Below are 23,723 nucleotides of genomic sequence, written 5' to 3'. Positions count from 1 at the left end.
GGAGTACGTCTTGCCCAAGATTGTCTACGTCGCGACCGACGGCTCCCAGCGTGTGGTCGACGCCGTGGCCGGGGAGAGCGTGATGATGGCGGCGACCCGGCACGGGGTGCCGGGCATCGTCGCCGAATGCGGGGGAAACGCCAGCTGCGCCACCTGCCACGTCTACGTCCGGCCCGAGTCGCTGCCGCTCGTGGGCGAGCCGAACGACACCGAGGAGGACCTGCTCGACCTCGCGGTCACCGAGCGGCGCGAAGGCAGCAGGCTCGGCTGTCAGATCGAGATGACCGAGGAGCTCGACGGGCTCACCGTGGACATCCCGCCGGTCCAGCCGTGAGCGGGACGCTGATCGTCGGCGCGAGCCAGTCCGGGATCCAGATGGCGGCGTCCCTGCGCGAAGCGGGCGACGAGGAGCCGATCACGCTGGTCGGCGCCGAGCCGCACCCGCCGTACCAGCGGCCGCCGTTGTCCAAGGCCTTCCTCGCCGGCAAGGCGGACCTGGCCTCGCTCGCGTTCCGCACCGAGGCCTTCTACGCGGAGCAGAAGATCGACCTCGTGCTGGGGGAGCAGGTGGTCCGGCTGGCACCGGGCCTCGCGACCACCCACAGTGGACGGTCGCTGCCGTTCGACCGGCTGGCGCTGACCGTCGGCGCCCGGCCGCGGCGGCTCGGCGTCCCTGGCGCGGATCTCGACGGGGTGCACTACCTGCGCGACCTCGACGACGCGCTCCGGTTGCGCGGCCGGCTCGGCGCGGCACGTCACGTGGTGGTCGTCGGCGGCGGTTTCATCGGGCTGGAGGCGGCCGCGGTCGCCCGCTCGGCCGGCAAGTCCGTCACCGTGGTCGAGGCCGCGGACCGGCTGATCCCGCGCTCCGTGGCGCCCGTCGTCTCGGAGTTCTACCGCCGGGCCCACCAGCGCCGCGGCAGCGACGTCCGGCTCGGGGTCGGTGTCACCGCGCTGACGGGCGAGCACGGCCAGGTGCGCGCCGTCGAGCTGTCCGACGGCACCCGTGTGCCGGCGGACCTGGTGCTCGCGGGCGTGGGCATCGTGCCGCGCACGGAGCTGGCCGAGCAGCTGGGCCTGCACTGCGCGGGCGGCATCGTCGTCGACGAGTTCGCGCGCACGAGCGAGCCGGACGTGGTGGCGGCGGGGGACTGCACGGTGGCGCCGCATCCGAGGACCCGCGATGGGTTGGTACGCCTGGAATCCGTGCAGAACGCCATCGGTCAGGCGAAGGTGGCGGCCGCGACGCTGCTGGGGAGGCGGGAGCCCTACTCGGCGGTCCCGTGGTTCTGGTCGGATCAGTACGACCTGAAGCTCCAGATCGCGGGCCTGTCCGGCGGCCACGACGAACACGTGCTCCGCGGCGACCCCGAGGCGGAGAAGTTCTCGGTGCTGTACTACCGGGGCGGCTCGCTGATCGCCGTCGACGCGGTCAACAGCACCGCCGACTACCTGACGGTGCGCAAGGTGCTGGACCGGGGCGGGGAGATCTCGCCGGAACAGGCCCGAGACAACGAGGTTCCGTTGAAGAGGCTGGTTTCGCCGCCGGCTTGACCTTGGCAATGGCGGTCCAATGGTCTTATCATTAGGACGCTGCTGGGTCGCAGTACGAGAGAGGTGGACGGGTGCTGAAACCAGAGATCAACGAGCTGCTCACACGGACCGGGCCGGGGACCCCGATGGGCGCCATGTTCCGCCAGTACTGGATTCCCGCGATGCTCGCCGAGGAGCTGCCGGAGAACGACTCCCCGCCGGTACGGCTGAAGCTGCTGTCCGAGCGGCTGATCGCGTTCCGCGACAGCGAGGGCCGTTACGGGCTGATCGACGAGTTCTGCGCGCACCGGGGCGCCTCACTGTGGTTCGGCCGCAACGAGCAGTCGGGGCTGCGCTGCGCCTACCACGGCTGGAAGTACGACGTCACCGGCCAGTGCGTCGAGGTGCCGTCCGAACCGGACAACAACAACTTCTGCGCGAACGTCAAGCTGACGGCCTACCCGCTGGTGCGGATCGGGGACGTGCTCTGGACGTATCTGGGAGACCCGGCGAAGCAGCCCCCGCTGCCGGAGTTCGAGTTCGCGCTCGTGCCGCCGGAGCAGACCTACACCTCCAAACGCTGGCAGGAGAGCAACTGGCTGCAGGCGTTCGAGGGCGGGATCGACTCCAGCCACGTGACCTTCCTGCACTCGGGTGGCCTCAAGAGCGACCCGTTGTTCAAGGGCGCCAAGGGCAACGAGTACAACATGAACGACCTCAAGCCGTTCTTCGAGGTGGCCGAGGCGGACGGCGGCCTGTTCGTCGGCGCGCGGCGCAACGCCGAGGACGGCCAGTACTACTGGCGCATCACGCCGTGGGTCATGCCGTGCTTCACCATGGTCCCGCCCCGGGGCGACCACCCGATGCACGGGCACTTCTGGATCCCGATCGACGACCACAACTGCTGGGCCTACTCCTTCGACTACCACCCGGTCCGCGCGCTGACCGAGGCCGAACGGCAGGCCATGAAGGACGGCCACGGCGTGCACAGCGCCAACATCCCGGGCACCTACCGCCCGCAGGCCAACAAGGACAACGACTACCTGATGGACCGCGAGGCCCAGCGCGCCGGCGAGACGTACTCGGGGATCAAGGGCATCGCGATGCAGGACGCGTCGCTGCAGGAGAGCATGGGGCCGATCGTGGACCGCTCCAAGGAGCGGCTGGTCTCCGCCGACACCGGGATCATCAAGGCGCGGCAGCGGCTGCGCAAGGCGGTGCTGGCGTTGCGCGACGAAGGCGTCGTCCCGCCCGGCGTCGACCCGGCCCACCACCGGGTCCGCTCGGCGGCGGTCGTGCTGCCGCGGGAGAGCTCGTTCATCGAAGCCTGCCAGGACGCGCTCACCGCCAGCCCCGGCGTCCCGCAGAGCACGGTATGACCGCGTTCATGCGCCCGGTGCTGCTCAACAGCTGCGCGATGGCGGCGACCGAGGAGGAGGCCCGGTACCGGATCGACGTGCCCATCAAGGGCCGCCAGGGCGCGCGCGTCGTCGCACTGGACGAGGTGGCGAACGGGATCCTGCGCCGGGTGGCCCGGCAGGGCTGGAACGCGGCGCGGTTCCTGGAGCTGGCCTCGCGTGGTGCGGCGGCGGTCGTGCTGCGCGATCTGGACGGCGTGCTGTCCAGCCTCGGTGAGCAGCTGGAGACGGCCGACGTCGTGGTCATGATCGCGACCGCGGACGGGGACGAGCACGCCGCCTCGGCCATCGGGGCCGCGTGCACCGCCCGCGGGATCATGACCGCGGGCCTGATCCTCGACGCGGGCGGCGGTGTCGGCGGAGCCGGTACCGCGCTGCGCCCGCACGCCCGGGTGCTCATGGTGACCTCGGACGAGAACGACGTGTCCGAAGTGCTCCTGGCACTGCGGGCCTGAGGGGAGAGGTCATGGCGGAGAAGGTCACGCTGTCCGCGCTGCGGGAGCTGAAGCGCGCGGGCCGCAAGATCGTCGGGGTGGTCGCCTGGGACTACCAGCTGGCCAGGATCGCCGACCGGGCCGGGGTCGACATCGTGTCCGTCGGGGACACGGTCGGCGTCAACCTCTGGGGCCAGCCGAACCCGATGGAGATCACGATGGACCAGATGGTCACCGTGTGCCAGGCGGTCCGCCGCGGCGTGAAACGCGCGCTGGTCAGCTGCGACTTCCCGTTCGGCCCGCTGCAGGAGGGCACGGACAGCGCGGTGCGCGCGGCGATCCGGCTGGTCAAGGAGGCCGGGGTGGACCTGGTGAAGCTCGACGGCGCGGCCGACTTCCCCGAGGCCGTGACCGCGGTCCACCGCGCGGGCATCCCGGTGTTCGCGCAGTTCGGCATCACCCCGCAGACCGCGTTGCGCTACGGCGTCACCTACAGCGCGACGCCGGGCCCGGACGACCAGGTGCCGCCGGAGATGACCGAGGAGCTGGTCGCGGAGGCCAAACGCCTGGAGGCGGCCGGGGCGTCCCTGCTCAACTTCACCAACTCCGGCCCGGTGGCCGGAGCGGCGGTCGCCCGCGCGGTGGGGATCCCGGTGCTGGGCGGTTTCGGCGGCGGCCCGTGGCTCGACGGCCGGATGCGGATGGCCACCTCGGCCATCGGCTACAGCGCGTCCGGTCTCGACGATCCCCCCGATACCTACGCGAACGTCGCGCGGATCGCGTTCGACGCGCTCACCGCCTACTCGGCCGACGTGCGGGCGGCGCGGCAGATCAAGGGCGGGATCCCTGCGAACTGATCGGAGCTCTCCTTGCCCAGCACCGTGCTCGACGGCATCCTGACCCGCTACGAGGTCGAGGGCTCGGGCCCGCCGCTGCTGATGTTCTCGCCCGGCGGGTTCAACGCCACCCTCGAGAACTGGCGCACGCACGGGGTCTACCGGAAGGCGAACGTCCTCGCGCACCTGCGCGAGCGGTTCACCTGCATCACCTTCGACCGGCGCGAGTCCGGCCGGTCCGGTGGCCGGGTGGAACGGATCGGCTGGCTCGACTACGCGCGACAGGGCCGGAGCCTGCTCGATCACCTCGGCATCGAGCGGGCGCACCTGATGGGCGGCTGCGTCGGCTGTTCGGTGGCGCTCCGGTTCGCGGTGTCCTATCCGGACCGGGCGGGCAGGACGGTGTTGTTCTCCCCGGCGGGCGGGGTCCGCTACCGGATGCTGCAGCACGCGCGGCTGGCCCGCCACCTCGGCTACGTGCGGGAACACGGCCTGCAGGGTGTGCGGGACCTGGCCGGTGTCACCGACGCGGGCTTCTCCGCCGACGCGCGGGTCGGGCCGTGGGTGACCGTGCTGCGGACCGATCCGGTGTTCGCGGCCGAGTACGCGAAGACCGATCCGGACCGCTACGAGCTGGTCGTCAACGGGATGGCGCGGCTGCTGTTCGACCGGGACACGGTGCCGGGCGCGGAGCCGGAAGATCTGCTGCTGCTGGACGTTCCCACGCTGATCGTGCCGGGGCAGGACGCCTCGCACGCCCCGTCCGCGGCGCGCTACCTCCAGGAGTGCCTGCCCACGGCGGAGTACTGGGACGTGCCGGTCGCCGAGCAGACCGAGACGACCGCGCCCGCCAGGGTGCTCGCGTTTCTGGGGTGAGGTCAGGAAAGCGACTCGCCGCGTTCGAGCGCGGCGATCTGGTCCAGCCGGTGCTGGTGCCGGCCGCCCTTGAAGGCCGTTTCGAGCCAGCCGGCGAGGATCTGCTCGGCCACGAGCTCATCGATCACCTTGGCGCCCAGCACGAGCACGTTCGCGTCGTTGTGGCCACGGGCGATCCGGGCCAGGAACACCGAGTCGCACAGCGCGGCGCGGATGCCCCGGATCTTGTTGCACGCCATCTGCTCGCCGCTGCCGCTGCCGCCGACGACGATGCCGAACCCGGCGGCGCCGGCGAGCACCCGGGAGCACACGTCGGCGCACAGCGGGGGATAGTCCACTGTGTCCGGTCCGTGCGCGCCGCGGTCCTCGGCCTCGTGCCCGCGCTCGCCCAGCCAGGTGATCAGGTGCTGCTTGAGGGCGAGACCGTTGTGGTCGGCCGCGATCGCGAAGCGCATCGGAAGGTCCTTTCAGGCGCTCAGGTGCCGGGTCCGCTCGGCGAACAAGGACTCGGCCTCGGGCCGCTCGGTGAGGATGTGCTGGCTCACGGCGTGGTCGACGAGCTGCTCGATGGCCCGCCTGTTCGGCTCGATGCCGTAGGGCAGCGGGTCCGCGCCGGTGACGGCCCGCACCCGCTGGTACCGACGATCGGTCGCGCTCGGCTCCGCGATCGCGGAAAGTCCGGCGACGTAACGGTTCTTGGCCTCGGCGAAGGCGTCGAAGACGACCTCGGCCAGCCCGGGATCGGCGTCGAGGAGCTCGTCCTTCACGACGACCAGGTGGTTGATCGGGTAGTGGCCGCTCGTGCGAAGGGCCTCGTACCCGGCTTCGCCGGCGTCGGGGATCAGGTACTCCACGTCCGGATGGTCCACGTCGACCCCGATCACCGCCGCCAGCTCCCCGCCGATCAGCATGTCCGCCAGGTCCCGGCCGTCCGGTGCGGGCACCACGTTCGCCGGTGGCCGGTACTCCGCGACGTGCTCGTCGCCGGACAGCACCCAGGTCACCGCGTCGAGGTCGAGGCCGTACTGCTGCTGGAGAATGCCGCGCGCCCACACACCGGTGGTGACCGTGTACCCCCGGTTCACGCCGACCTTGCGGCCGGCGAGGTCCTTGGGGTCGCGGATGCCGAGCGTGGTGTTCACCTTGATCGCGCGATGGTGGAAGTCGCGGACGAGGAAGACGGGCAGCGCGGTGAAGCGCTTTCCGTGCGCCTTCGCGGCGAGGTAGGTCGTGAACGCCATCTCGCAGACGTCGAACTCCAGGCCGCGCACCATCCTGCGGAAGGCGTGTACGAGCACCGGGACTTCCTCGAACTCGAACGAGACACCCGCGGGGCGGACCGTGCCGTCCTTGAGCGCCGCGTTGTTGCCCTGGGTACGGGTGACCGTCTTCAGCTGTTTCGTCATCAGGCTCCCGCCGCTCGCGGCCCCGGAAACCGGGGAGTTCCCCGTAGAAGGCATGTTAACATACCATCAGACCATTAGTCCTCGGCGAGAGCGAGTAGTGACCATGGCAGAGCAGGTGCTGGCGGCCGTGCGAACCGGCCCGGGCCGGACCGAGTTCCGCGAGTTCCCGATGCCCGAGATCCCCGGAGACGGCGCGCTGCTGAAGGTCGAGGTCGCCGGCATCTGCGGCACCGACGTGAAGATGTACGCCAAGCCCTCGATCGCGGGGCCGGTGATCATGGGCCACGAGAACGTCGGCGTGATCGCCAAGGCGGGCGCGCAGTTCCTCGCGCGCCAAGGGGTCGAGATCGGCGACCGGGTCTTCGTCGAGCACTACGTGCCCTGCCTGAAATGCGCGTGGTGCCATCAGGGGGAGTACCGGCACTGCGAGGCCACGGACTGGCGCACGAACCCGGACGCGCGCCGCTATGGCTACACCTCGGCGGAGAACCCGTACCACCTGTGGGGTGGCTTCGCGCAGTACCTGTACCTGCCGTGGAACGCGGTGCTGCACAAGGTGCCCGACTCGGTGAGCGCCGACGCGGCCGGCATCGTCACCCCGCTGTCCAACGGCATCGAGTGGACCCTGTTCGACGCCCACGTCGGCTACGACTCGACGGTGCTGATCCAGGGCCCGGGCCAGCAGGGGCTCTCGCAGGCGGTCGCCGCGCGCCAGGCCGGGGCGTCGCTGATCATCATGACCGGCACGACGCGGGACGCGGCCCGGATGGAGCTGGCGAAAACCCTCGGCGTCGACCACGTGATCGACATCCTGAAGGAGGACCCGCTGGAGCGGATCATGGACCTCACCCGGGGCAAGGGTGTCGACGCCGTGCTGGACTGCACCGCGGGCGCCGGCACCGCGCCGGTCCTGCTGGGCATCGACGCGCTCAAGCGCCGGGCGGGCACCCTGGTCATCCAGGGCGAGCTGGCCGCGTTCCCCGACTTCCCGGTCAAGAAGGTCACCGAGAAGGCCATCACGATCAAGAGCGCGCGCGGGCACAGCTACCGCGCCTGCGAGCTGGCCCTGGCGCAGCTGGCGTCGAACAGGTTCCCGCTGGACCTGCTGACCACGCACACCTTCGGGCTGCAGGACGTGGACCGCGCGATCGCCTCGGTCGGCGGGACCGGTGACGAGGGTGTCATCCACGTGTCCCTGCTGCCCTGGAAGTGAGGAACGGACATGGGAATCGTGGTGCGCGACATCGCCAGGGCGGAACAGTCCGTTGTGGACGCGCTGGCCAAGCACGGCGTGGCGACGGTGCACGAGGCGCAGGCACGCACCGGTCTGCTCGGCGCCTCGATGCGGCCGGTCTACCCCGGTGACCACATCGCCGGGACGGCGGTGACGGTGAGCCTGCCGCCCGCCGACAACTGGATGATCCACGTCGCGCTCGAACAGTGCCGGGAGGGCGACGTCCTGGTCGTCGCGCCGACGTCGCCGTCGGACGCGGGCTACTTCGGCGATCTGCTCGCCACGTCGGCGAAGGCCCGCGGCGTGCGCGGCCTGGTGATCGAAGCGGGCTGCCGGGACGTCGCCGAGCTGACCCGGATGCGGTTTCCGGTGTGGTCCAAGTACATCTCGGCGACCGGCACGGTGAAGGAGACGCTGGGCAGCGTCAACGTGCCCGTCGTGTGCGCGGGGCAATCGGTCGCGCCGGGCGACGTGATCGTCGCCGACGACGACGGGGTCGTCGTCGTGCCGAGGGCGAAGGCCGCCGACGTGCTCGCGGCCGCGGAAGCGCGCGAGGCCAAGGAAGCCACCGTCCGCGAGCGCTATCTGGCGGGCGAGCTCAGCCTCGACGTGCACGGCATGCGCGAGCGGCTCGCCGCGAAAGGCCTGGAGTACGTCGACGCGGAGCAGTCGTGATCATCGACTGCCACGGGCACTACACCACCACCCCGGCCGCGCACCAGCGCTACCGCGACGCGCAGCTGGCCGGTGAGCGCCCGGCGCCGGCGCGGATCGGCGACGACGAGATCCGCGAGAGCATCGAGCCCAACCAGCTGCGGGTGCTGACCGAACGCGGGGAGGACCTGATGCTGTTCTCGCCCAAGGCGTCCGGGATGGAGCACCACGTCGCCGACCCGGCGATCGCCCGCGACTGGGCGCGCGCCTGCAACGACCTGGTGCACCGCGTCGCCGTGCTGTACCCGCGGCACTTCGCGGCGGTCTGCCAGCTGCCGCAGACGCCCGGTGGGAGCCTCGGGGACTCGATCGCGGAGCTGACCCGGTGCGTGGAGGAGCTGGGGTTCGTCGGCTGCAACCTCAACCCCGATCCTTCGGGCGGGCACTGGACGGCGAAGCCGCTCACCGACGAGTACTGGTTCCCGCTGTACGAGAAGCTGGTCGAGCTCGACGTGCCCGCGATGATCCACGTCTCGGCGTCGTGCAACCCGAACTTCCACGCCCTCGGCGCGCACTACCTCAACGCCGACACGAGCGTGTTCATGCAGCTGGTCGAGGGCGACCTGTTCGCCAGGTTCCCCACGCTGCGGCTGGTGATCCCGCACGGCGGCGGGGCGGTGCCCTACCACTGGGGCCGTTACCGCGGGCTCGCGGTCCGGCTCGGCAGGCCCGACCCGGCCGAGCACGTCATGGGCAACGTCTTCTTCGACACCTGCGTCTACCACCAGCCCGGCATCGACCTGCTCTGCGAGGTGATCGACGCGGAGCACATCCTGTTCGCGTCCGAGATGATCGGCGCGGTGCGCGGCGCCGATCCGGAGACCGGCATCGCGTGGGACGACACGAAGAGATACCTCGACGCGGTCGCGCTGCCCGGCGAGCACAAGCGGAAGATCTTCGAGCTCAACGCCCGCCGGGTCTACCCGCGGCTGGCTACTTCCGCTTCTTCCTAGTCGTCTTCGGGGCCCGCACGCGGTCGGCCGTGCGGGCCAGGTGCTTGCTCATCACGGCCTCGGCGGCCGCCACGTCGCGCTTGCGCACGGCCTGGACGAACTGGCGGTGCTCGTGCGTGCCGACGATCCCCACCTTCGGGTCCTCGTCCTGGGCCTGCTGCAGCGACATCAGCATCGGGCCGTGGAAGGACTGGGCGAGCATCTCGATCGCGGCGTTGTGGCTGGCCTTCGCGACCCGCACGTGGAACTCCGCGGACAGCGACACCGGGTAGCCGCCCTCGGCGATCGCGGCGTCCGCGCGGTCGCAGATCTCGTTCAGCTCGGCGATGTCCTGCTCGTCGGCGCGTTCGCACACCAGCGGCACGAAGCCCATCTCGAACACCCGGCGCGCCTCGGTCACCTCCGAGGCGGTGAGCCCCGAGAGCGTCAGCAGGTCGGTGATCCCCTCGCCGACGTGCTTGCTCGTGGGCGCGGTCACGAACGCCCCACCGCGGGCGCCGACGCGGATGGTGACCAGGCCGTTCGCCTCCAGGCCGCGCAACGCCTCCCGCACGGTCACCCGGCTGACGCCGAAGCGCTCGCCCAGCTCGCGCTCCGAAGGCAGCCGGTCGCCCGCGCTGAGCATCCCGTCCCTGATCAGCAGCCGGATCTGGTCGACGATGAGCCCGGACACCCGGCCCACGTTGACCCGGCTGAACATCTCGTCGGGGTTGCCGGCCGCCTTGGTGGTCGCGCTTTCACGTGACGTCATGGACCAATCATAAGACCACCAGCTGTGCCATGGGCGAAACAGGGCGTAAACGGTCTTGGCGGTGTCGATTGTGCCCGGTCGGGTGGCACCGCCCGACCGGGGTCAACCGGCGCAGGGCAGCCCGCGCAGCCCCGCCGGGGTCGCGCTGAACTCGAGCCGGACGCCATCGCCGCGGGGCAGGATGATCGCCTGACCGGTACCCCTCGACCAGTTCCGGGGCAGGAGGAAGTACTGGTCGCCCGACTGCAGGACGAGTTTCAGGCCGTCGTAGCGGTAGTGGTAGGTGCCGTCGGGGACGGGGCACGGCGTGCGGTCGATGCCGGGCCGGCGAGGCCGAGGCTTTTCGCGCTGTGCACCGTGACCCCCGGGTAGCCGGCCAGCTCCGCCTCCACCTGCTGGGCCCGCCCCGTCCCGACCGCGCTCGCGTAGTCGGCGACCGCCCAGAACGCGCAGATGCAGACGACCGCGAAGATGCCGGCCCATTCCGCCAGAAGCGCCCACTGGACCCGCGTTGTCCCGCCCGTGCGCTGCAGCCTGGACGCCAGCGCCAGCAACAGGACACCGGCGGCGAGGCAGAGCGGACCGACCGAGAGCCCGAGGCGGAGCCCGAACACGGCCAGGAACCCGGCCGTGGCCGCCGCGGTGCCGACGACCAGTGCGATGCCGGCGGCGAGGAGGCGGGCAGCCGGGCGGCGGGCGAGCACCGGGCCCACCAGGTACCGGGACCAGGCGACGAGCAGGGTGATCGTCGCGACCACGGCCAGCGGCACGAACAGGCCGTCGACGTTGCGCATCAGGTAGTCCTCGGTGGTGAAGCCGAGCACCGTGGAGTTGACCCCGAAGTAGTTGCAGAACCAGAACACGCGCAGCCAGCCGAAGTAGTACAGCAGAGCGACCAGCGCGGTGCCCGGCGCCACCAGTGCGCCGGCCGCCCTGAGCACCCGGGGCAGGCCGCTGTCGAGCTGGTGGGTGGTCATCGCGGCCGGTCAGGAGCCGGAAGTGGCGGGCTCGGTCGTGGTCACGGGGGTCGGTTCCTGCGTTGTCTCGTGGTCCGGGGACACCGACGCCCGGCGGCAGTTGATGGTGACGGTGACGGTGGATCCCCGCCGGATGGTGGCTCCGGCGGGCGGACGGGTGTTCTCGATGATGCAGCCGCCCTGGTTGCGCGACCTGAGCACGTAGTTCACGGTCACGCACAGACTGCCGTCCCCGCAGGCCTCGGAGTCGTCTCGCAGATGGTTCTCGATGGCCGCCTTCATCTCCGGCAACGGGAACCCCTCGAGGATGGTGAACGCCGGGATCGTGATCGGCGCTCCCGGGGCCGGCTCGCCTGGGCAGCTACCCACCGGGCCGCCGCCGGCGCCCGGTCCGGTGGTCGCCTCGGGTACGTCCGTGGCCTGACCGGTCGTCACTTCCGGCGGCCCCTCTCGGGCCGGGCCGCCACCGCCCGAGCCGCAGCCGGCGCCCGCCGGAATCGCCACCGCGCACAGCACCACGGCCACGCTCACTCGCTGACCATCACCCGTCGTCACCTGCCCCCGGGAACTCGGTGTACCGGATGAGTCGCCGGGAGTGGCACGAACGTAACAAGCCGCGAGCTGATCACGCGTCCGGTAGCTTGGCGGCGATGTCTGCTTCGGTTTCGGTACTGCTCGTCGAGGACGACGACGTCATCCGCAGGACGCTGGCGATGGCGCTGTCCCGCTACGGCTACGGCGTGGCCACGGCCGGGGACGGGCTCGCCGGGCTGGAGATGTTCCGGCGGGCGACCCCCGATTTGCTCCTGCTCGACGTCATGCTGCCCGGCCTCGACGGCATCGGCCTGTGCCGGCGCATCCGCGAGAGCAGCACCTGCCCGATCCTGATGATGTCCGCCCGCGGCGAGTCGCTGGACGTGGTCGCTGGCCTGGAGGCCGGTGCCGACGACTACGTGACCAAGCCGGTGGACACCTCCGTGCTGGTGGCCCGGATCCGCTCGGTGCTGCGGCGCGCGGGCTACCGCGACGACAGCGGGCCGGCCGGCGGCGCGCTCGCGTTCGGCGACCTGGTGATCGACACCGGCGCGCTCGAGGTGACGGTCGGCGGCGAGCCGGTCGCGCTCACGCCCACCGAGCTGCGGCTGCTGCTGGAGTTCGCCGCGAACGCCGGGCTGGTGCTCGACCGCAGCACCCTGCTGCGCACGGTGTGGGACTACGGGTGGGACGGCGACAGCCGGGTGGTCGACCTGTGCGTGCAACGGCTGCGCCGCAAGATCGGCGCCCAGCGGATCGAGACGGTCCGCGGGTTCGGCTACAAGCTGCGGCCCTGACGTGCGCCGCCGACTCGCCGCCGTGCTGCGCGCCCTGCTCACCTGGCGGTCGCTGCGGTGGCAGATCGCCGGGCTCGCCGCGGCCGCCGCGAGCGTCGTCGCGCTGGTCATCGGCGTGCTCGTGCACCAGAGCGCGGCCGCGAGGGCGGACGAGGTCGGCCGGGCCCGCGCGCTGGAGGCGCTCGACACCGTCGCCGAGACCTACCTCCGGACCGGCAGCCCCGGCGCGGGGGTGGCGAACAGCGTGCCGGACCCGCTGCGCCAGGCGCTGAGCGGCGGCCCCGGTACCTCCGCGACCTGGTACGACACCACCAAGCCGGGCGCCCCGTGGATGTGGGCGGCGGAGGAGGTCGACGGCGTCGTGCTCGCCGTCCGCGTCGACATGGGCACGGACCTGCGGAGCCTGCAGACCGAGGACCGGTTCGTGGTGAAGGCCACCCTGGGCACGCTCGTGCTGGTGATCGTGGTGGTCGCGCTGCTCACCGAGCTGATCAACCGCCGGTTGCGCCGCGTCGCGGGCACCGCGCTGCGGATCGCGGGCGGGGACCTCGACGCGCGGATCAGGGCGCGCGGCGGGGACGAGATCGCCGACATCGGCACGGCCGTGGACTCGATGGCGGCCTCCCTGCAGCACAGGTTGCTCGGCGAGCAGCGGTTCACCGCGGACGTCGCGCACGAGCTGCGGACCCCGCTGGCGGGCCTGGTCACCGCTGCCGAGCTGCTGCCGGAGAGCGAGGCGACCGACCTGGTCCGCGACCGGGTGCGGGTGCTGCGGCTGCTGGTCGAGGACCTGCTGGAGATCTCCCGGCTCGACGCCGGGGGCGAGCGGGCCGAGCTCACCGGAGTCCCGCTGGGGGAGCTGGTGACGCAGGCGGTGTCCCGGACCGGACTGGACGCGGTGGTCGAGACCACCGGCGCCGCGGTGGTCCGGACCGATCCGCGCCGGGCCGAGCGCATCGTGACGAACCTCGTGCAGAACGCGTTCCGGCACGGCGGTCCCCCCGTCGAGGTGACCGTGTCCGGACCGCTCGTGCACGTCCGCGACCACGGCCCCGGCTTCCCGCCGGCGCTGCTGGCCGAAGGCCCGCAACGGTTCCGCACCGGCACTGCCGAGCGGGGCCGGGGGCACGGGCTCGGGCTCACCATCGCACTCGGGCAGGCGCAGGTGATCGGCGCCCAGCTGTTCCTCGGCCACGCGGCCGGCGGCGGCGCGCTCGCCACGGTTCGCTTTCCCCCGGCCGAAAACCGCTGATACGCCGTCGATACAAGGCCGAGCCACGGCGGATGGGCGGCACCGGCGGGATCGACATCCTCGCGGTCCACGGTGGGTGACGAGGGCGCCTCCGCCCTCGTCACTGGGAGGGGTTTTCCGTGGGCCTGTCTGCTGTTTCCCGGCCGGTGCGCAGCATCGGCATCGTGCTCGCCGTGCTCCTGGTGGTGCTCACCGCGACGATCGTCGCCGTGCGTGTCCACAAGCGACCCGGCCCGGTCTGGGCGGGTGGCCTGCCCTGGCCCGGCGAGGGCCAGGCCGCGGTCGCCGTCGCGGGCGTGGGCGGGCTGGGGGTTTCCGGGGTGCAGGAGCCCGTGCCGATCGCCAGCGTCACCAAGGTCATGACCGCCTACGTGGTGCTGCACGACCACCCGCTGCGCGCCCAGGACAGCGGTCCCGGCATCCTTGTGGACCAGGAGGCCGAGGACGAGGCGAACGCCGTCGGCGAGTCCACCGTCCCGCTCCTCGCCGGGAAGGAACTGGGCGAACGCCAGCTCCTCGAGCTGATGCTGGTGCCCTCGGGGAACAACGTCGCACGCCTGCTCGCGCGCTGGGACGCGGGCAGCGAAGCGGCCTTCACCGGGAAGATGAACAGAGCCGCTGCCGGCCTGGGTATGCACCGCACGACCTACACCGGGGCGAGCGGGGTCGAGGACTCGACCACCAGCACGGCCGGTGACCAGTTGCTGCTGCTCGAGAAAGCCATGCAGGACAGCGTGTTCTGCGCGATCGTCGCCGAGCCCAGCATCGTTGTGCGCGGTGTGCCGGGACGCTTCGCCAACACCAACACGCTGCTGGGCACCGACGGCGTGGTCGGGGTCAAGACCGGCTCCAGCACCGCCGCGGGTGGCGCGCTCATGTGGGCCGCCCGCGCGGTGAACCCGAGGGTGCCCGGGCTGATCCTCGGCGTGGTGCTCGGGCAGGCCACCGGCGGCGAACCGAACGCCGGCCTTGCCGCGGTGCTCGCGACCAGTCGGACGCTGATCGCCGGGGCGCAGCGCACACTGGCCGGATACGCCGTGCGCGACAGCTGAAGCGGGGACCGCGAACCGGTCACCGGTTCGCCCGCCACTGTTCACCGGCGGGCCCGCGTCAGGTCCCTCCCCGTCACTAGTGTCGGCCGGGCTCTCGACCGATGCGGAGGTAGCGATGTCCTCACCTGATCTGACCCGGCGCAACCTGCTGCGGGCCGGCGGTGTCCTTGCGGCGGGGGCGGCGGTCAACCTGCTGCCCGGGGTCGCGTTCGCCGACCCCGGGCCGGGGACGTCACAGCAGACGAAGACGGTGACGGGAACGTTCGCGCCGGACATCCCGGACTGGTACTACCTGCCGGTCGAGGTGCCCAGGGGCGTCAGCCAGATCGACGTCGTGTACTCCTACGACAAGCCCGCCGTTCCCGCCGGCATCCGCGGAAACGCCTGTGACATCGGCATGTTCGGCCCCGAGGGCATCCAGCTGGGCAACGAGCGCGGCTTCCGCGGCTGGTCGGGCGGGTTCCGCGACCGGTTCTCCATCAGCGCATCGCAGGCCACGCCGGGCTACCTCGCCGGGCCCGTCACGCCGGGCACCTGGCACGTCATCCTCGGCCCGTACACCGTCGCGCCGCAGGGCCTGGCCTACCGGGTCGACATCACGCTGACGTTCGGGCCGCAGGGCAAGCCGTTCAGGCCGAACCCGGCGCCGCTCACCGCGCCCGCCAGGCAACGCGGCCGGGCCTGGTACCGCGGCGACTGCCACCTGCACACCGTGCACTCCGACGGCAGGCGCACCCCGGAGCAGCTCGTCGCCGACTCGCGGGCGGCCGGGCTGGACTTCATCGTCTCCACCGACCACAACACCTCCAGCGCCCAGCTGCAGTGGGGCGACCACGCGACGAGCGACCTGCTGATCCTCAACGGCGAAGAGGTCACCACCCGCTCCGGGCACTGGCCCGCGATCGGGCTGCCCGCCGGCACCTGGATCGACTGGCGCTACCGCGCGGGCGACCCCAAGGACTTCCGCCGGTTCGTCGACCAGGTGCACAAGGCGGGCGGGCTGGTCACGGCGGCGCACCCGTTCGCGAACTGCTTCGGCTGCACGTACGAGTTCGGCTACGAGATCGCCGACCTCGTCGAGGTGTGGAACGGCCCGTGGACCGACGACGACCAGCAGACCGTCAACCACTGGGACGGGCTGCTGCGCTCGGGTCAGTGGATCCCCGCGATCGGCGACTCCGACGCGCACAACCCCGACCAGGTCGTCGCGCTGCCGCATACCGTCGTGCTCGCCGACAGCCTGCGCAGGCAGGACCTGCTCGCCGGGCTGAAGGCGGGCCGGTCGTGGCTGGCCGAGTCCGCGCAGGTCTCGCTGTCGTGCACCGCGAGCGGCGGCGGGCGTTCCGCGGGGATCGGCGACCGGCTGCACGCGGACACCGGAACCCCGGTGACCGTCGAGGCAACGGTCGGTGGCGTACCGGGCAGCACGGTCTCGATCCTGGACCAGCTGGGCGTCGAGCACACGGAAACCGTTGGCGCGTCGGGCACCGCGACGGTGCGCTGGACGACCTACCCCCGCTACAGCCGCTGGGTGCGGGTGGAGGTGCGCCGGCCTGCGGGCGGGCCCGGCACGACGGTGCAGAACGCCATGGTCGCGATGACGAACCCGATCTTCCTCGGCGAGAGCTGAGCGGCGTTTTCCGAGGCCCGGCGGCGGTGTCCGCGCCGGGCCTCGAGCGGTGTCCGGCGATTTCGCTGACAACGCTGTCATTCTTGTCCGCAATCCTCTCTCTTCCTCTCCTTGATTTCGGGGACAGGTCCGAACGAAGCTTCATGGCAACGTTGTCAGCCGTCGGCGCGGAGGGCTGCCCGGGACAAGGGCGCCGTCCCCCGGCGGCCGTTCCCGGAAGATCGGAGCCGCCGATGTCGCTGGACCACGACGCCCTGGCCGTGCCGCCGTTATCGCGCCGACGGCTGCTGTCCGCCGGCACCGGGCTGCTGGCCGGGTTCGGCCTGGCGCCGGCGGGAGCGGGCGTCGCCGCGGCGACGCCCGCTCCCGCCGGCGCCGACCGGCGGCAGGACCTCGCGTTGTTCCGGCCGGTGCGGGTGTCGTCCACCGACTACGCCGCCACCCCTGCGGAGTTCGCGGTGGACGGCCTCGCCCAGGTCGGGACCGCGGGCTCGGGATGGCGCGCCGCTGAAGGCGGCGACCCGCAGTGGATCGTCGTGGACCTGCAGGGCAGCTGCCAGGTCGAGTCGGTGGTGCTGACCTTCGAGGCCCGCCCCGGCGACCCGGCGTTCGACGCGGGCGGTTCCCGCAGCACCACGAGCGGCACCGAGGTCCAGTCCAGCTAGGCCGTCGTCTTCGACCTCGACGTCTCGGCCGACGGCAAGTCCTGGCGGACCGTGTACCACACCGGCTCGGGCACCGGCGGCGTGCTGGAGATCCCGCTGGCACCGGCGGTCAGCGCACGCTGGGTGCGGCTGAGCGCCACCGCCCGGTCGACCACGAACCCGCTGGGGCTCAACGGGTTCCAGGTCTACGGCAGCAGCCACGGCGCCCGTCCCACCGTGCGCGGCTGGACCAGCTTCCCCGTGCGGGAGCGGGACGACCCGCCGGCGCTGACGGTCGACGACCAGGGCACGGTGCCGCTGGAGTCCGGCTGGGTGCTCACCATGCAGGACTGGGCGCCGAGCGGCGACGGTGCCGTGCTCTCGGGCACGCCGGTCGACACCCGCGACTGGCTGCCCGCGACGGTGCCCGGCACCGTGCTGGCCTCGCTGGTCGAGCAGGGGCAGCTGCCCGACCCGGTGTACGGGATGAACAACCTGCAGGTCCCGGAAGCGCTTTCCCGGCACACCTGGTGGTACCGGCGCACGTTCGCGCTGCCGCGCGGCCTGGACACCGGCGCGGGACGGCACGTGTGGCTGGAGTTCGACGCGGTCAACCACGAGGCCGAGATCTGGCTCAACGGCGCGAACGTGGGCAGCCTCGCGCACCCGTTCGGCCGCGCCGCCTTCGACGTCACCGCAGCGCTGCGGCGCTCTGGCGACCAGGTGCTCGCGGTGAAGATCTCGCCGATGCCGTACCCGGGCAGTCCCGGCGACAAGGGGCCGGCCGGAAACTCGTTCGTCGACGCCGGCACCACCATGTTCCGCGACTCGCCGACCTACCTCGCGGTGTCCGGCTGGGACTGGATGCCCGCGGTGCGCGACCGGGCCGCCGGGATCTGGAACCACGTGCGCCTGCGCGCCACGGGCGCCGCCGTGCTCGGGGACGCCCGCGTGGACACGGTGCTGCCGAACCTGCCCGACACCAGCAGCGCGGAGGTCACGATCACGGTGCCGGTGCGGGGCACCGGCACGACCGCGCAGCGGGTGAAGGTGTCCGCCACCTTCGACCGGGTGAGCGTGTCCAGCACGGTCACCGTCCAGCCCGGCCAGGAGTCCGCGGTCGTGTTCGCCCCGAAGGACTTCCCGCGGCTGCGGCTGGCGAACCCGAAGCTGTGGTGGCCCAACGGGTACGGCGACGCGAACCTGCACGACCTCGTGCTGACCGCGTCGGTCGGGCAGGTGGTCGCCGACCGCCGGACGGTGCGGGTGGGCTTCCGGCAGATCGGTTACCGCTACGACCTGCCGGTCGTGGTGCAGGACGGCAAGGCGGTGCAAACGGTCGACCTCGCCCCGCAGCAGGCTCGGTTCGTCCGGAGGCAGGGCGACAAACGGGCCATCGGCTGGGGTTTCTCCCTGTGGACAATGTCCGTTGTGGACAGTTCGGCCCCCGGCACGGACCTCGCGCTGGACACGACGGCGACCTCGTCCTCGGTGGCGGACGGGAACCCGCCGGGCAACGCGGTCGACGGCGACCCGGGCACGCGCTGGACGTCGGAGTACGCGGACGACCAATGGCTCCAGGTCGACCTCGGCACGGCGGCCGCCTTCGACCGGGTGGTGCTGACCTGGGAGACCGCCTACGCGCAGACGTTCCGGATCCAGGTCTCCCAGGACGGGCAGACCTGGACCGACGCGGCCTCGGTGGACAACACGCCGCAACCGCTGACGATTCTCGTCAACGGGGTCAAGGTGTTCTGCCGCGGCGGCAGCTGGGGGTGGGACGAGCTGCTGCGCCGGATGCCGGCCGACCGGATGGACGCGGTGGTCGCGATGCACCGGGACATGAACTTCACGCTGCTCCGCAACTGGATCGGCTCCTCCTACCGGGAAGAGCTGTTCACGGCGTGCGACAAGTACGGGATCCTGCTGTGGAACGAGTTCTGGGACGGCTTCTCGACCGACCCGGCGAACCATGACGTGTTCCTGGCCCAGGCGAAGGACACCGTGCTGCGCTACCGCCACCACCCGTGCGCGACGATCTGGTTCGGCTGCAACGAGGGCAGCCCGCCGTCGGTCGTCGACAACGCCCTGCGCGAGATCGTCACCGCGAACACGGACCTGTTGTACCAGAGCAACTCCGCGGGCGGCGTGATCACCGGCGACGGGCCGTACCGCTGGCTCGACCCGCGCCAGTACTTCACCGGCAAGGCCGGGTTCTGGAGCGAGATCGGGCTGCCGACGGTGTCGGTCGTGGAGAGCATGCGCAACCTCGTGGGCGAGGGCGACCCGGGCTGGCCGATCGACGGCCCGTGGTACCTGCACGACTGGTCCGCCAACGGCAACCAGTCCCCGCAGACCTACCTGGCGGCGATCGACGCGCGGCTCGCGCCGTCCACCAGCCTGGCCGAGTTCTGCCGCAAGGCGCAGTTCGTCAACTACGAGAACATGCGCGCGATCTTCGAGGCGTGGAACGCGAAGCTGTGGAACGACGCCACCGGCGTACTGCTGTGGATGTCGCATCCGGCCTGGCACAGCACGGTGTGGCAGACCTACGACTACGACCTCGACGTCAACGGCAGCTACTACGGCGCGCGCAAGGGCTGCGAGGCGCGCCACGTCCAGGCGGACCTGTCGACCTGGCAGGTCACGGCGGTCAACCACACGCCGGCGCCGCTCTCGGCGGTGACGGTCACCGCGCAGCTGCACGGCCTCGACGGGAAGCCGGTCGGCGGCCCGGTGCGCCGGCAGCTCGGCATCGCCGCCGTGTCGACGGCGAACGCGTTCACCGTGCCCTTCGACGACGCGCTGCCGGCGTTGCACCTGCTGCGCCTGACGATGACCGACGCGAGCGGGGCGGTCCTGTCGGAGAACACCTACTGGCGCTACCGCGCGGACGCGGTGATGCAGGGCCTCAACCAGTTGCCCCGCACGCGGCTGCGGGTCGGCCTGCGTGGCACGGGCAAGAACGGTTACACGGCGACGATCGAAAACACCGGCCAAGCGGTGGCCGCGATGACCCGGCTGTCGCTTCGGGAGAGCAACGGCACCGACCGCGTGCTGCCCACCCTCTACGGCGACAACTACCTCTGGCTGCTGCCGGGGGAGAGCCGGACGGTCACCGTCTCCCCGCGCCGCGACGTCGCTCACCCGCGCCTGCTGGTGGAGGCCTACAACGTGCCGGCCCAGCTGACGTGACGCGCTAACCCGAGTAGAACGTCCGGTACTGCTGGCGCAGCTTGTACTTCAGCACCTTCCCGCCGACGGTTTCCGGCAGTGCGGTCACGAACACGACGTCCTTCGGGGTCTCGAAGCCCGCGAGACGCTCGCGGCAGAAGGCGAGCAGGTCTTCGCGCGTCGTGGTGCCGGTGGCGCCCGGCACCACGACCGCGGTGACCGCCTCACCCCAGCGGTCGTGCGGCAGCCCCACGACCGCCGCCTCAGCCACGCCCGGATGCTGGTGCAGCACCGACTCCACCCGGATGCTGGACACGTTCTCCCCGCCGGACTTCACGATGTCCTTGTACCGGTCCACCATGACCCGCAGGCCGTGCTCGTCGTACACACAGCTGTCGCCGGAGTGGAACCAGCCGTCGCGGAAGGCTTCTTCCGTCGCCGGGAGGTCGCGGTAGTAGCCGGCGGTGACGGCCGGGGAGCGGTAGACCGCCTCGCCGGGCACACCGGGCCTGCCGGTGAGCATCGCGCCGGTCTCGTCCATCACCGTCGAGGCCAGCAGCGGGTTGGGGACGCCGACGTAGTTCTGCTCCGGCGCCGTCCGCCGGTACACCTCCGGCCACTTGTCGGGCCAGAACCGGTGGCACGAAATGGATTCCGTCTGCCCGAAGATCTCCGTCGCGACGAGCTCCTCGCCGCAGAGCCGTTTGAACGTGGCCAGTGTGCCGGGCGCGAGCGCCGCCCAGCCGTAGACGAGCACCTTGAGGCTGCGCGGGTCGTAGGAGAGCCGGTCCTCGCGCAGGATCCCGGCGAGCGCGCCGGCCATCGCGGGGGAGCCTGCCCACAGTGCGGTGATGGCCTCGCGGCTGATCGCCTCGGCGACCGCGGCCGGGTCCGGGCGGCGCCCGATCAGCAGCGTGCCCCCGGCCAGGAACGCCGGGAACGTGAAGATCTGGTCGGCGACGTGGTAGATGATCGGCAGGAAGGTGGCCAGCTTGAGGTCGCACTCCAGCCGCACGCCGCGGGTGAGCGTGAGCGCGAAGCTGTACGCGGCGTAGTGACTCGAATGGTGGGAGATCATCGCGCCCTTGGGCAGCGCGGTCGTGCCCGAGGTGAACAGGATCTGCCAGATGTCGTCGCCGGAGATCTCGGTCGCCGGCTCGGTCGTGGGCTGCTCGTGGACGAACCCGGCGAAGGTCACGCTGTCCTCGACCGCGCCGCCGCCGATCGGGATGGTGACCCCCGGTGCCAGCCCGGTCTGCCCGAACGGCTCCTTCGCGCGGGCCCACAGCTCGGCGTCGACCACGGCGAAGGCGGGCTCGGTGGTCTCGATGAGGTGGGCGACGACGTCCGGGGCGAGGGTCGGGTTGACCGGCACGCAGACCAGGCCCGCCTTCGCGATGCCCAGCTTGGCCAGGTAGGCCTCCACGGAGTTCTCGCAGAACAGCAGCACCCGGTCGCCGCGCCGGAGGCCACGCGCGAGCAGTCCGTTGGCGAACCTCGCGGTCAGCTCGTCGGCCTGGCGGTAGGTCAGCCGCTCGTGCTCGGGATGGGCGAACGCGCCGCGCCAGCCGACGATGGCCTCCTTGTCCGGGTAGCTCCAGGTGAGCCGCTCCAGGATGTCGCCGACGCTCACCCGCTCCCAGCGGTTCGCCGCCCGCCGATGGTCCAGGCTGGTGACGTCAAAGCTCATGGCCGACCTCGCTCCGATCCGAGACGCATGTGAACCACGATTCACTCGGGATCGTAGCCTTGCCCGGACGGATTGTGAAGGGGGTCACAGAAAGTCGCCGTTAATGCCCGGTGAGCTGCGTCGACGCTCCGAAGCCGGGGGAGGTACTTCTCAAGTTAGTGAATGGCGAGTAACGTCGGGTCGCGCAGGCTTCGAACGGAAGGGGCATCGCCTTGCCCACCTTGAGATCCACTGTGGACGTCACGGCGGAGACCTACCGGCGCAACCGCGAGGCGCAGCTGGCCGCCGTCGCCGCGCTCGAGGAGCAGCTCGACCTCGCGCGCGCAGGGGGCGGCGCGAGGTACGCCGAGCGACACCACAAGCGGGGCCGGCTGCTGGTGCGCGAGCGCCTGGAGCTGCTGCTCGACCGGGACAGCCCGTTCCTCGAGCTGTCCGCGCTCGCCGCCTGGGGCACCGAGTTCACCGTCGGCGCCAGCATCCTCACCGGGGTCGGCGTCGTGTCCGGGGTGGAGTGCGTGATCATCGCCCACGACCCCACCGTCCGCGGCGGCGCGATGAACCCGTACACGCTCAAGAAGACGTTGCGGGCGCTGGAGATCGCCCGCGCGAACCGGCTGCCTGTGATCAACATGGTCGAGTCCGGCGGAGCGGACCTGCCGACCCAGTCGGAACTGTTCGTGCACGCCGGCAAGATCTTCCACGACCTCACCGAGCTGTCCGCGGCGGGCGTTCCGACGATCGCGCTGGTGTTCGGCAACTCCACCGCGGGCGGCGCCTACGTGCCCGGCATGTGCGACTACGCGGTGCTGGTGGACGGCCAGGCGAAGGTGTTCCTCGGCGGGCCGCCGCTGGTGAAGATGGCCACCGGCGAGGAGTCCGACGACGAGGAGCTGGGCGGCGCCGACATGCACTCGCGGGTGTCCGGGCTCTCGGACCACTTCGCCACCGACGAGCTGGACTGCCTGCGGATCGGCCGCCAGATCGTCGCCGAGCTCGACTGGCGCAAGCTCGGCCCCGGGCCGAGCCTGCCCGCCGACCCGCCGCTGTACGACCCGGACGAGCTGCTCGGCATCGCCTCGGCGGACTTCCGGGTGCCGGTCGACCCGCACGAGGTGCTCGCCCGTGTCGTCGACGGCTCGCGCTTCGGGGAGTACAAGCCGCGCTACGGCACGAGCCTGGTCACCGGCTGGGCGTCGATCCACGGGTTCCCGGTCGGCGTGCTGGCGAACGCGCGCGGTGTGCTGTTCAGCGAGGAGGCCAAGAAGGCCAGCGAGTTCATCCTGCTGGCCAACCAGACCGGCACCCCGCTGGTCTTCCTGCAGAACACCACCGGCTACATGGTCGGCAAGGCCTACGAACAGGGCGGGATCATCAAGGACGGCGCGAAGATGATCAACGCGGTGACCAACAGCAAGGTCCCGCACGTCACGCTGAACATCGGTGCGTCGTTCGGTGCCGGCAACTACGGGATGTCGGGCCGCGCCTACGACCCGCGGTTCATGTTCGCCTGGGCCAACGCGAAGCTCGCCGTGATGGGCGCCCAGCAGCTCGCCGGGGTGCTGTCCATCGTGGGCAGGCAGTCGGCCGAGTCCGCCGGGCGTGAGTTCGACACCGAGGCCGACGAGCGGCGCCGCGCGCAGATCGAGGCGCAGATCGAACGCGAGTCACATGCCTTCTTCGTCAGCGCGCGGCTCTACGACGACGGCGTGATCGACCCGCGCGACACCCGCGCCGTGCTCGGGATCTCGTTGTCCGCGGCCCATTCCCAGCTGGTCGAAGGCCGTCGCGGCTTCGGCGTCTTCCGGATGTGAGGGACCG

General features: G+C 71.5%; 22 protein-coding genes. 16 read left to right on the top strand and 6 right to left on the bottom strand.

Features of this window, described 5'->3' with window-relative positions; genetic code table 11:
- Positions 1–10 precede the first annotated feature (10 nt).
- The 6 genes from LWP59_RS23335 to LWP59_RS23310 all read left to right on the top strand — a co-directional run bounded on the left by LWP59_RS23335 (position 11) and on the right by LWP59_RS23310 (position 5,097).
- Positions 11–334, top strand: a complete 324-nt coding sequence (locus LWP59_RS23335; RefSeq protein WP_144637403.1) for a 2Fe-2S iron-sulfur cluster-binding protein — start codon at positions 11–13, stop codon at positions 332–334.
- Positions 331–1,554, top strand: coding sequence for an NAD(P)/FAD-dependent oxidoreductase (locus LWP59_RS23330; RefSeq protein ID WP_229857186.1), 1,224 nt, complete (start codon positions 331–333; stop codon positions 1,552–1,554). Before LWP59_RS23335 ends, LWP59_RS23330 begins: the two co-directional genes overlap by 4 nt.
- Positions 1,555–1,625: 71 nt before the next feature.
- Positions 1,626–2,912 (top strand): aromatic ring-hydroxylating dioxygenase subunit alpha, encoded by a 1,287-nt coding sequence (locus tag LWP59_RS23325; protein WP_144637402.1) that lies wholly within the window; start codon positions 1,626–1,628, stop codon positions 2,910–2,912.
- Positions 2,909–3,406: a 3-methyl-2-oxobutanoate hydroxymethyltransferase gene (locus LWP59_RS23320; RefSeq protein ID WP_144637400.1), complete on the top strand. Its 498-nt coding sequence runs from the start codon at positions 2,909–2,911 to the stop codon at positions 3,404–3,406. Before LWP59_RS23325 ends, LWP59_RS23320 begins: the two co-directional genes overlap by 4 nt.
- 11 nt (positions 3,407–3,417) lie before the next feature.
- A complete protein-coding gene (locus tag LWP59_RS23315; protein ID WP_144637398.1) occupies positions 3,418–4,242 on the top strand; it encodes a 3-methyl-2-oxobutanoate hydroxymethyltransferase in 825 nt (274 codons plus the stop codon).
- A gap of 12 nt (positions 4,243–4,254) precedes the next feature.
- Entirely contained in the window at positions 4,255–5,097 is an 843-nt protein-coding gene (locus tag LWP59_RS23310) for an alpha/beta fold hydrolase (RefSeq protein WP_222425502.1), read from the top strand.
- 2 nt (positions 5,098–5,099) lie between these two features.
- Here LWP59_RS23310 and rpiB read toward each other — a convergent pair whose 3' ends face one another.
- Positions 5,100–5,552 carry a ribose 5-phosphate isomerase B gene (gene rpiB / locus LWP59_RS23305; RefSeq protein ID WP_186383193.1) on the bottom strand — a complete coding sequence of 151 codons (453 nt, stop codon included), beginning with the start codon at positions 5,550–5,552 and terminating at the stop codon, positions 5,100–5,102.
- A 12-nt stretch (positions 5,553–5,564) separates the two neighbouring features.
- Positions 5,565–6,503, bottom strand: a complete 939-nt coding sequence (locus tag LWP59_RS23300) for a substrate-binding domain-containing protein (RefSeq protein WP_144637396.1) — start codon at positions 6,501–6,503, stop codon at positions 5,565–5,567.
- Positions 6,504–6,606: 103 nt separating this feature from the next.
- Here LWP59_RS23300 and LWP59_RS23295 point away from each other — a divergent pair, with 103 nt between their 5' ends.
- The 3 genes from LWP59_RS23295 to LWP59_RS23285 are packed head-to-tail and all read left to right on the top strand — an operon-like array spanning position 6,607 to position 9,404.
- Complete coding sequence (locus tag LWP59_RS23295; RefSeq protein WP_144637394.1) at positions 6,607–7,716, top strand: zinc-dependent alcohol dehydrogenase; 1,110 nt, start codon at positions 6,607–6,609, stop codon at positions 7,714–7,716.
- Between the two features lie 9 nt (positions 7,717–7,725).
- Complete coding sequence (locus LWP59_RS23290) at positions 7,726–8,412, top strand: 4-carboxy-4-hydroxy-2-oxoadipate aldolase/oxaloacetate decarboxylase (RefSeq protein ID WP_144637392.1); 687 nt, start codon at positions 7,726–7,728, stop codon at positions 8,410–8,412.
- Positions 8,409–9,404 carry an amidohydrolase family protein gene (locus LWP59_RS23285; protein WP_144637390.1) on the top strand — a complete coding sequence of 332 codons (996 nt, stop codon included), beginning with the start codon at positions 8,409–8,411 and terminating at the stop codon, positions 9,402–9,404. The genes LWP59_RS23290 and LWP59_RS23285 overlap by 4 nt, the downstream gene beginning before the upstream one ends.
- Here LWP59_RS23285 and LWP59_RS23280 read toward each other — a convergent pair.
- From LWP59_RS23280 to LWP59_RS23270, 3 genes are all read right to left on the bottom strand, one after another.
- Complete coding sequence (locus LWP59_RS23280; RefSeq protein ID WP_222425501.1) at positions 9,385–10,155, bottom strand: FadR/GntR family transcriptional regulator; 771 nt, start codon at positions 10,153–10,155, stop codon at positions 9,385–9,387. The genes LWP59_RS23285 and LWP59_RS23280 overlap by 20 nt on opposite strands.
- Before the next feature lie 257 nt (positions 10,156–10,412).
- The gene (locus LWP59_RS23275; RefSeq protein WP_144637388.1) at positions 10,413–11,132 is read right to left on the bottom strand and encodes a hypothetical protein; all 720 of its coding nucleotides are present in this window, start codon (positions 11,130–11,132) and stop codon (positions 10,413–10,415) included.
- Between the two features lie 9 nt (positions 11,133–11,141).
- Complete coding sequence (locus LWP59_RS23270; RefSeq protein ID WP_144637386.1) at positions 11,142–11,663, bottom strand: hypothetical protein; 522 nt, start codon at positions 11,661–11,663, stop codon at positions 11,142–11,144.
- A 119-nt stretch (positions 11,664–11,782) separates the two neighbouring features.
- Here LWP59_RS23270 and cseB point away from each other — a divergent pair, with 119 nt between their 5' ends.
- From cseB to LWP59_RS23240, 6 genes are all read left to right on the top strand, one after another.
- Positions 11,783–12,463, top strand: coding sequence for a two-component system response regulator CseB (gene cseB, locus LWP59_RS23265; RefSeq protein WP_144637384.1), 681 nt, complete (start codon positions 11,783–11,785; stop codon positions 12,461–12,463).
- A gap of 1 nt (position 12,464) precedes the next feature.
- Positions 12,465–13,715: a sensor histidine kinase gene (locus LWP59_RS23260; protein ID WP_229857187.1), complete on the top strand. Its 1,251-nt coding sequence runs from the start codon at positions 12,465–12,467 to the stop codon at positions 13,713–13,715.
- Positions 13,716–13,834: 119 nt separating this feature from the next.
- Positions 13,835–14,767, top strand: coding sequence for a D-alanyl-D-alanine carboxypeptidase family protein (locus LWP59_RS23255; RefSeq protein WP_191334768.1), 933 nt, complete (start codon positions 13,835–13,837; stop codon positions 14,765–14,767).
- Positions 14,768–14,882: 115 nt separating this feature from the next.
- On the top strand, positions 14,883–16,397 hold the full coding sequence (locus tag LWP59_RS23250) for a CehA/McbA family metallohydrolase (protein ID WP_144644209.1): 1,515 nt from the start codon (positions 14,883–14,885) through the stop codon (positions 16,395–16,397).
- A gap of 233 nt (positions 16,398–16,630) precedes the next feature.
- The gene (locus tag LWP59_RS23245; protein ID WP_233921923.1) at positions 16,631–17,062 is read left to right on the top strand and encodes a discoidin domain-containing protein; all 432 of its coding nucleotides are present in this window, start codon (positions 16,631–16,633) and stop codon (positions 17,060–17,062) included.
- Between the two features lie 51 nt (positions 17,063–17,113).
- Positions 17,114–20,236 carry a glycosyl hydrolase 2 galactose-binding domain-containing protein gene (locus LWP59_RS23240; RefSeq protein ID WP_229857189.1) on the top strand — a complete coding sequence of 1,041 codons (3,123 nt, stop codon included), beginning with the start codon at positions 17,114–17,116 and terminating at the stop codon, positions 20,234–20,236.
- A gap of 4 nt (positions 20,237–20,240) precedes the next feature.
- Here LWP59_RS23240 and LWP59_RS23235 read toward each other — a convergent pair whose 3' ends face one another.
- Positions 20,241–21,905 carry an AMP-binding protein gene (locus LWP59_RS23235; protein ID WP_144644207.1) on the bottom strand — a complete coding sequence of 555 codons (1,665 nt, stop codon included), beginning with the start codon at positions 21,903–21,905 and terminating at the stop codon, positions 20,241–20,243.
- A gap of 212 nt (positions 21,906–22,117) precedes the next feature.
- Here LWP59_RS23235 and LWP59_RS23230 point away from each other — a divergent pair, with 212 nt between their 5' ends.
- Entirely contained in the window at positions 22,118–23,716 is a 1,599-nt protein-coding gene (locus LWP59_RS23230) for an acyl-CoA carboxylase subunit beta (protein WP_144644205.1), read from the top strand.
- Positions 23,717–23,723: the final 7 nt, after the last annotated feature.

This window comes from Amycolatopsis acidiphila (assembly GCF_021391495.1).
Classification (GTDB): Bacteria; Actinomycetota; Actinomycetes; order Mycobacteriales; family Pseudonocardiaceae; genus Amycolatopsis_E; species Amycolatopsis_E acidiphila.
The sequence above is the reverse complement of the archived record's forward strand: the minus strand, read 5'-3'. Positions and strand labels throughout refer to the sequence as shown.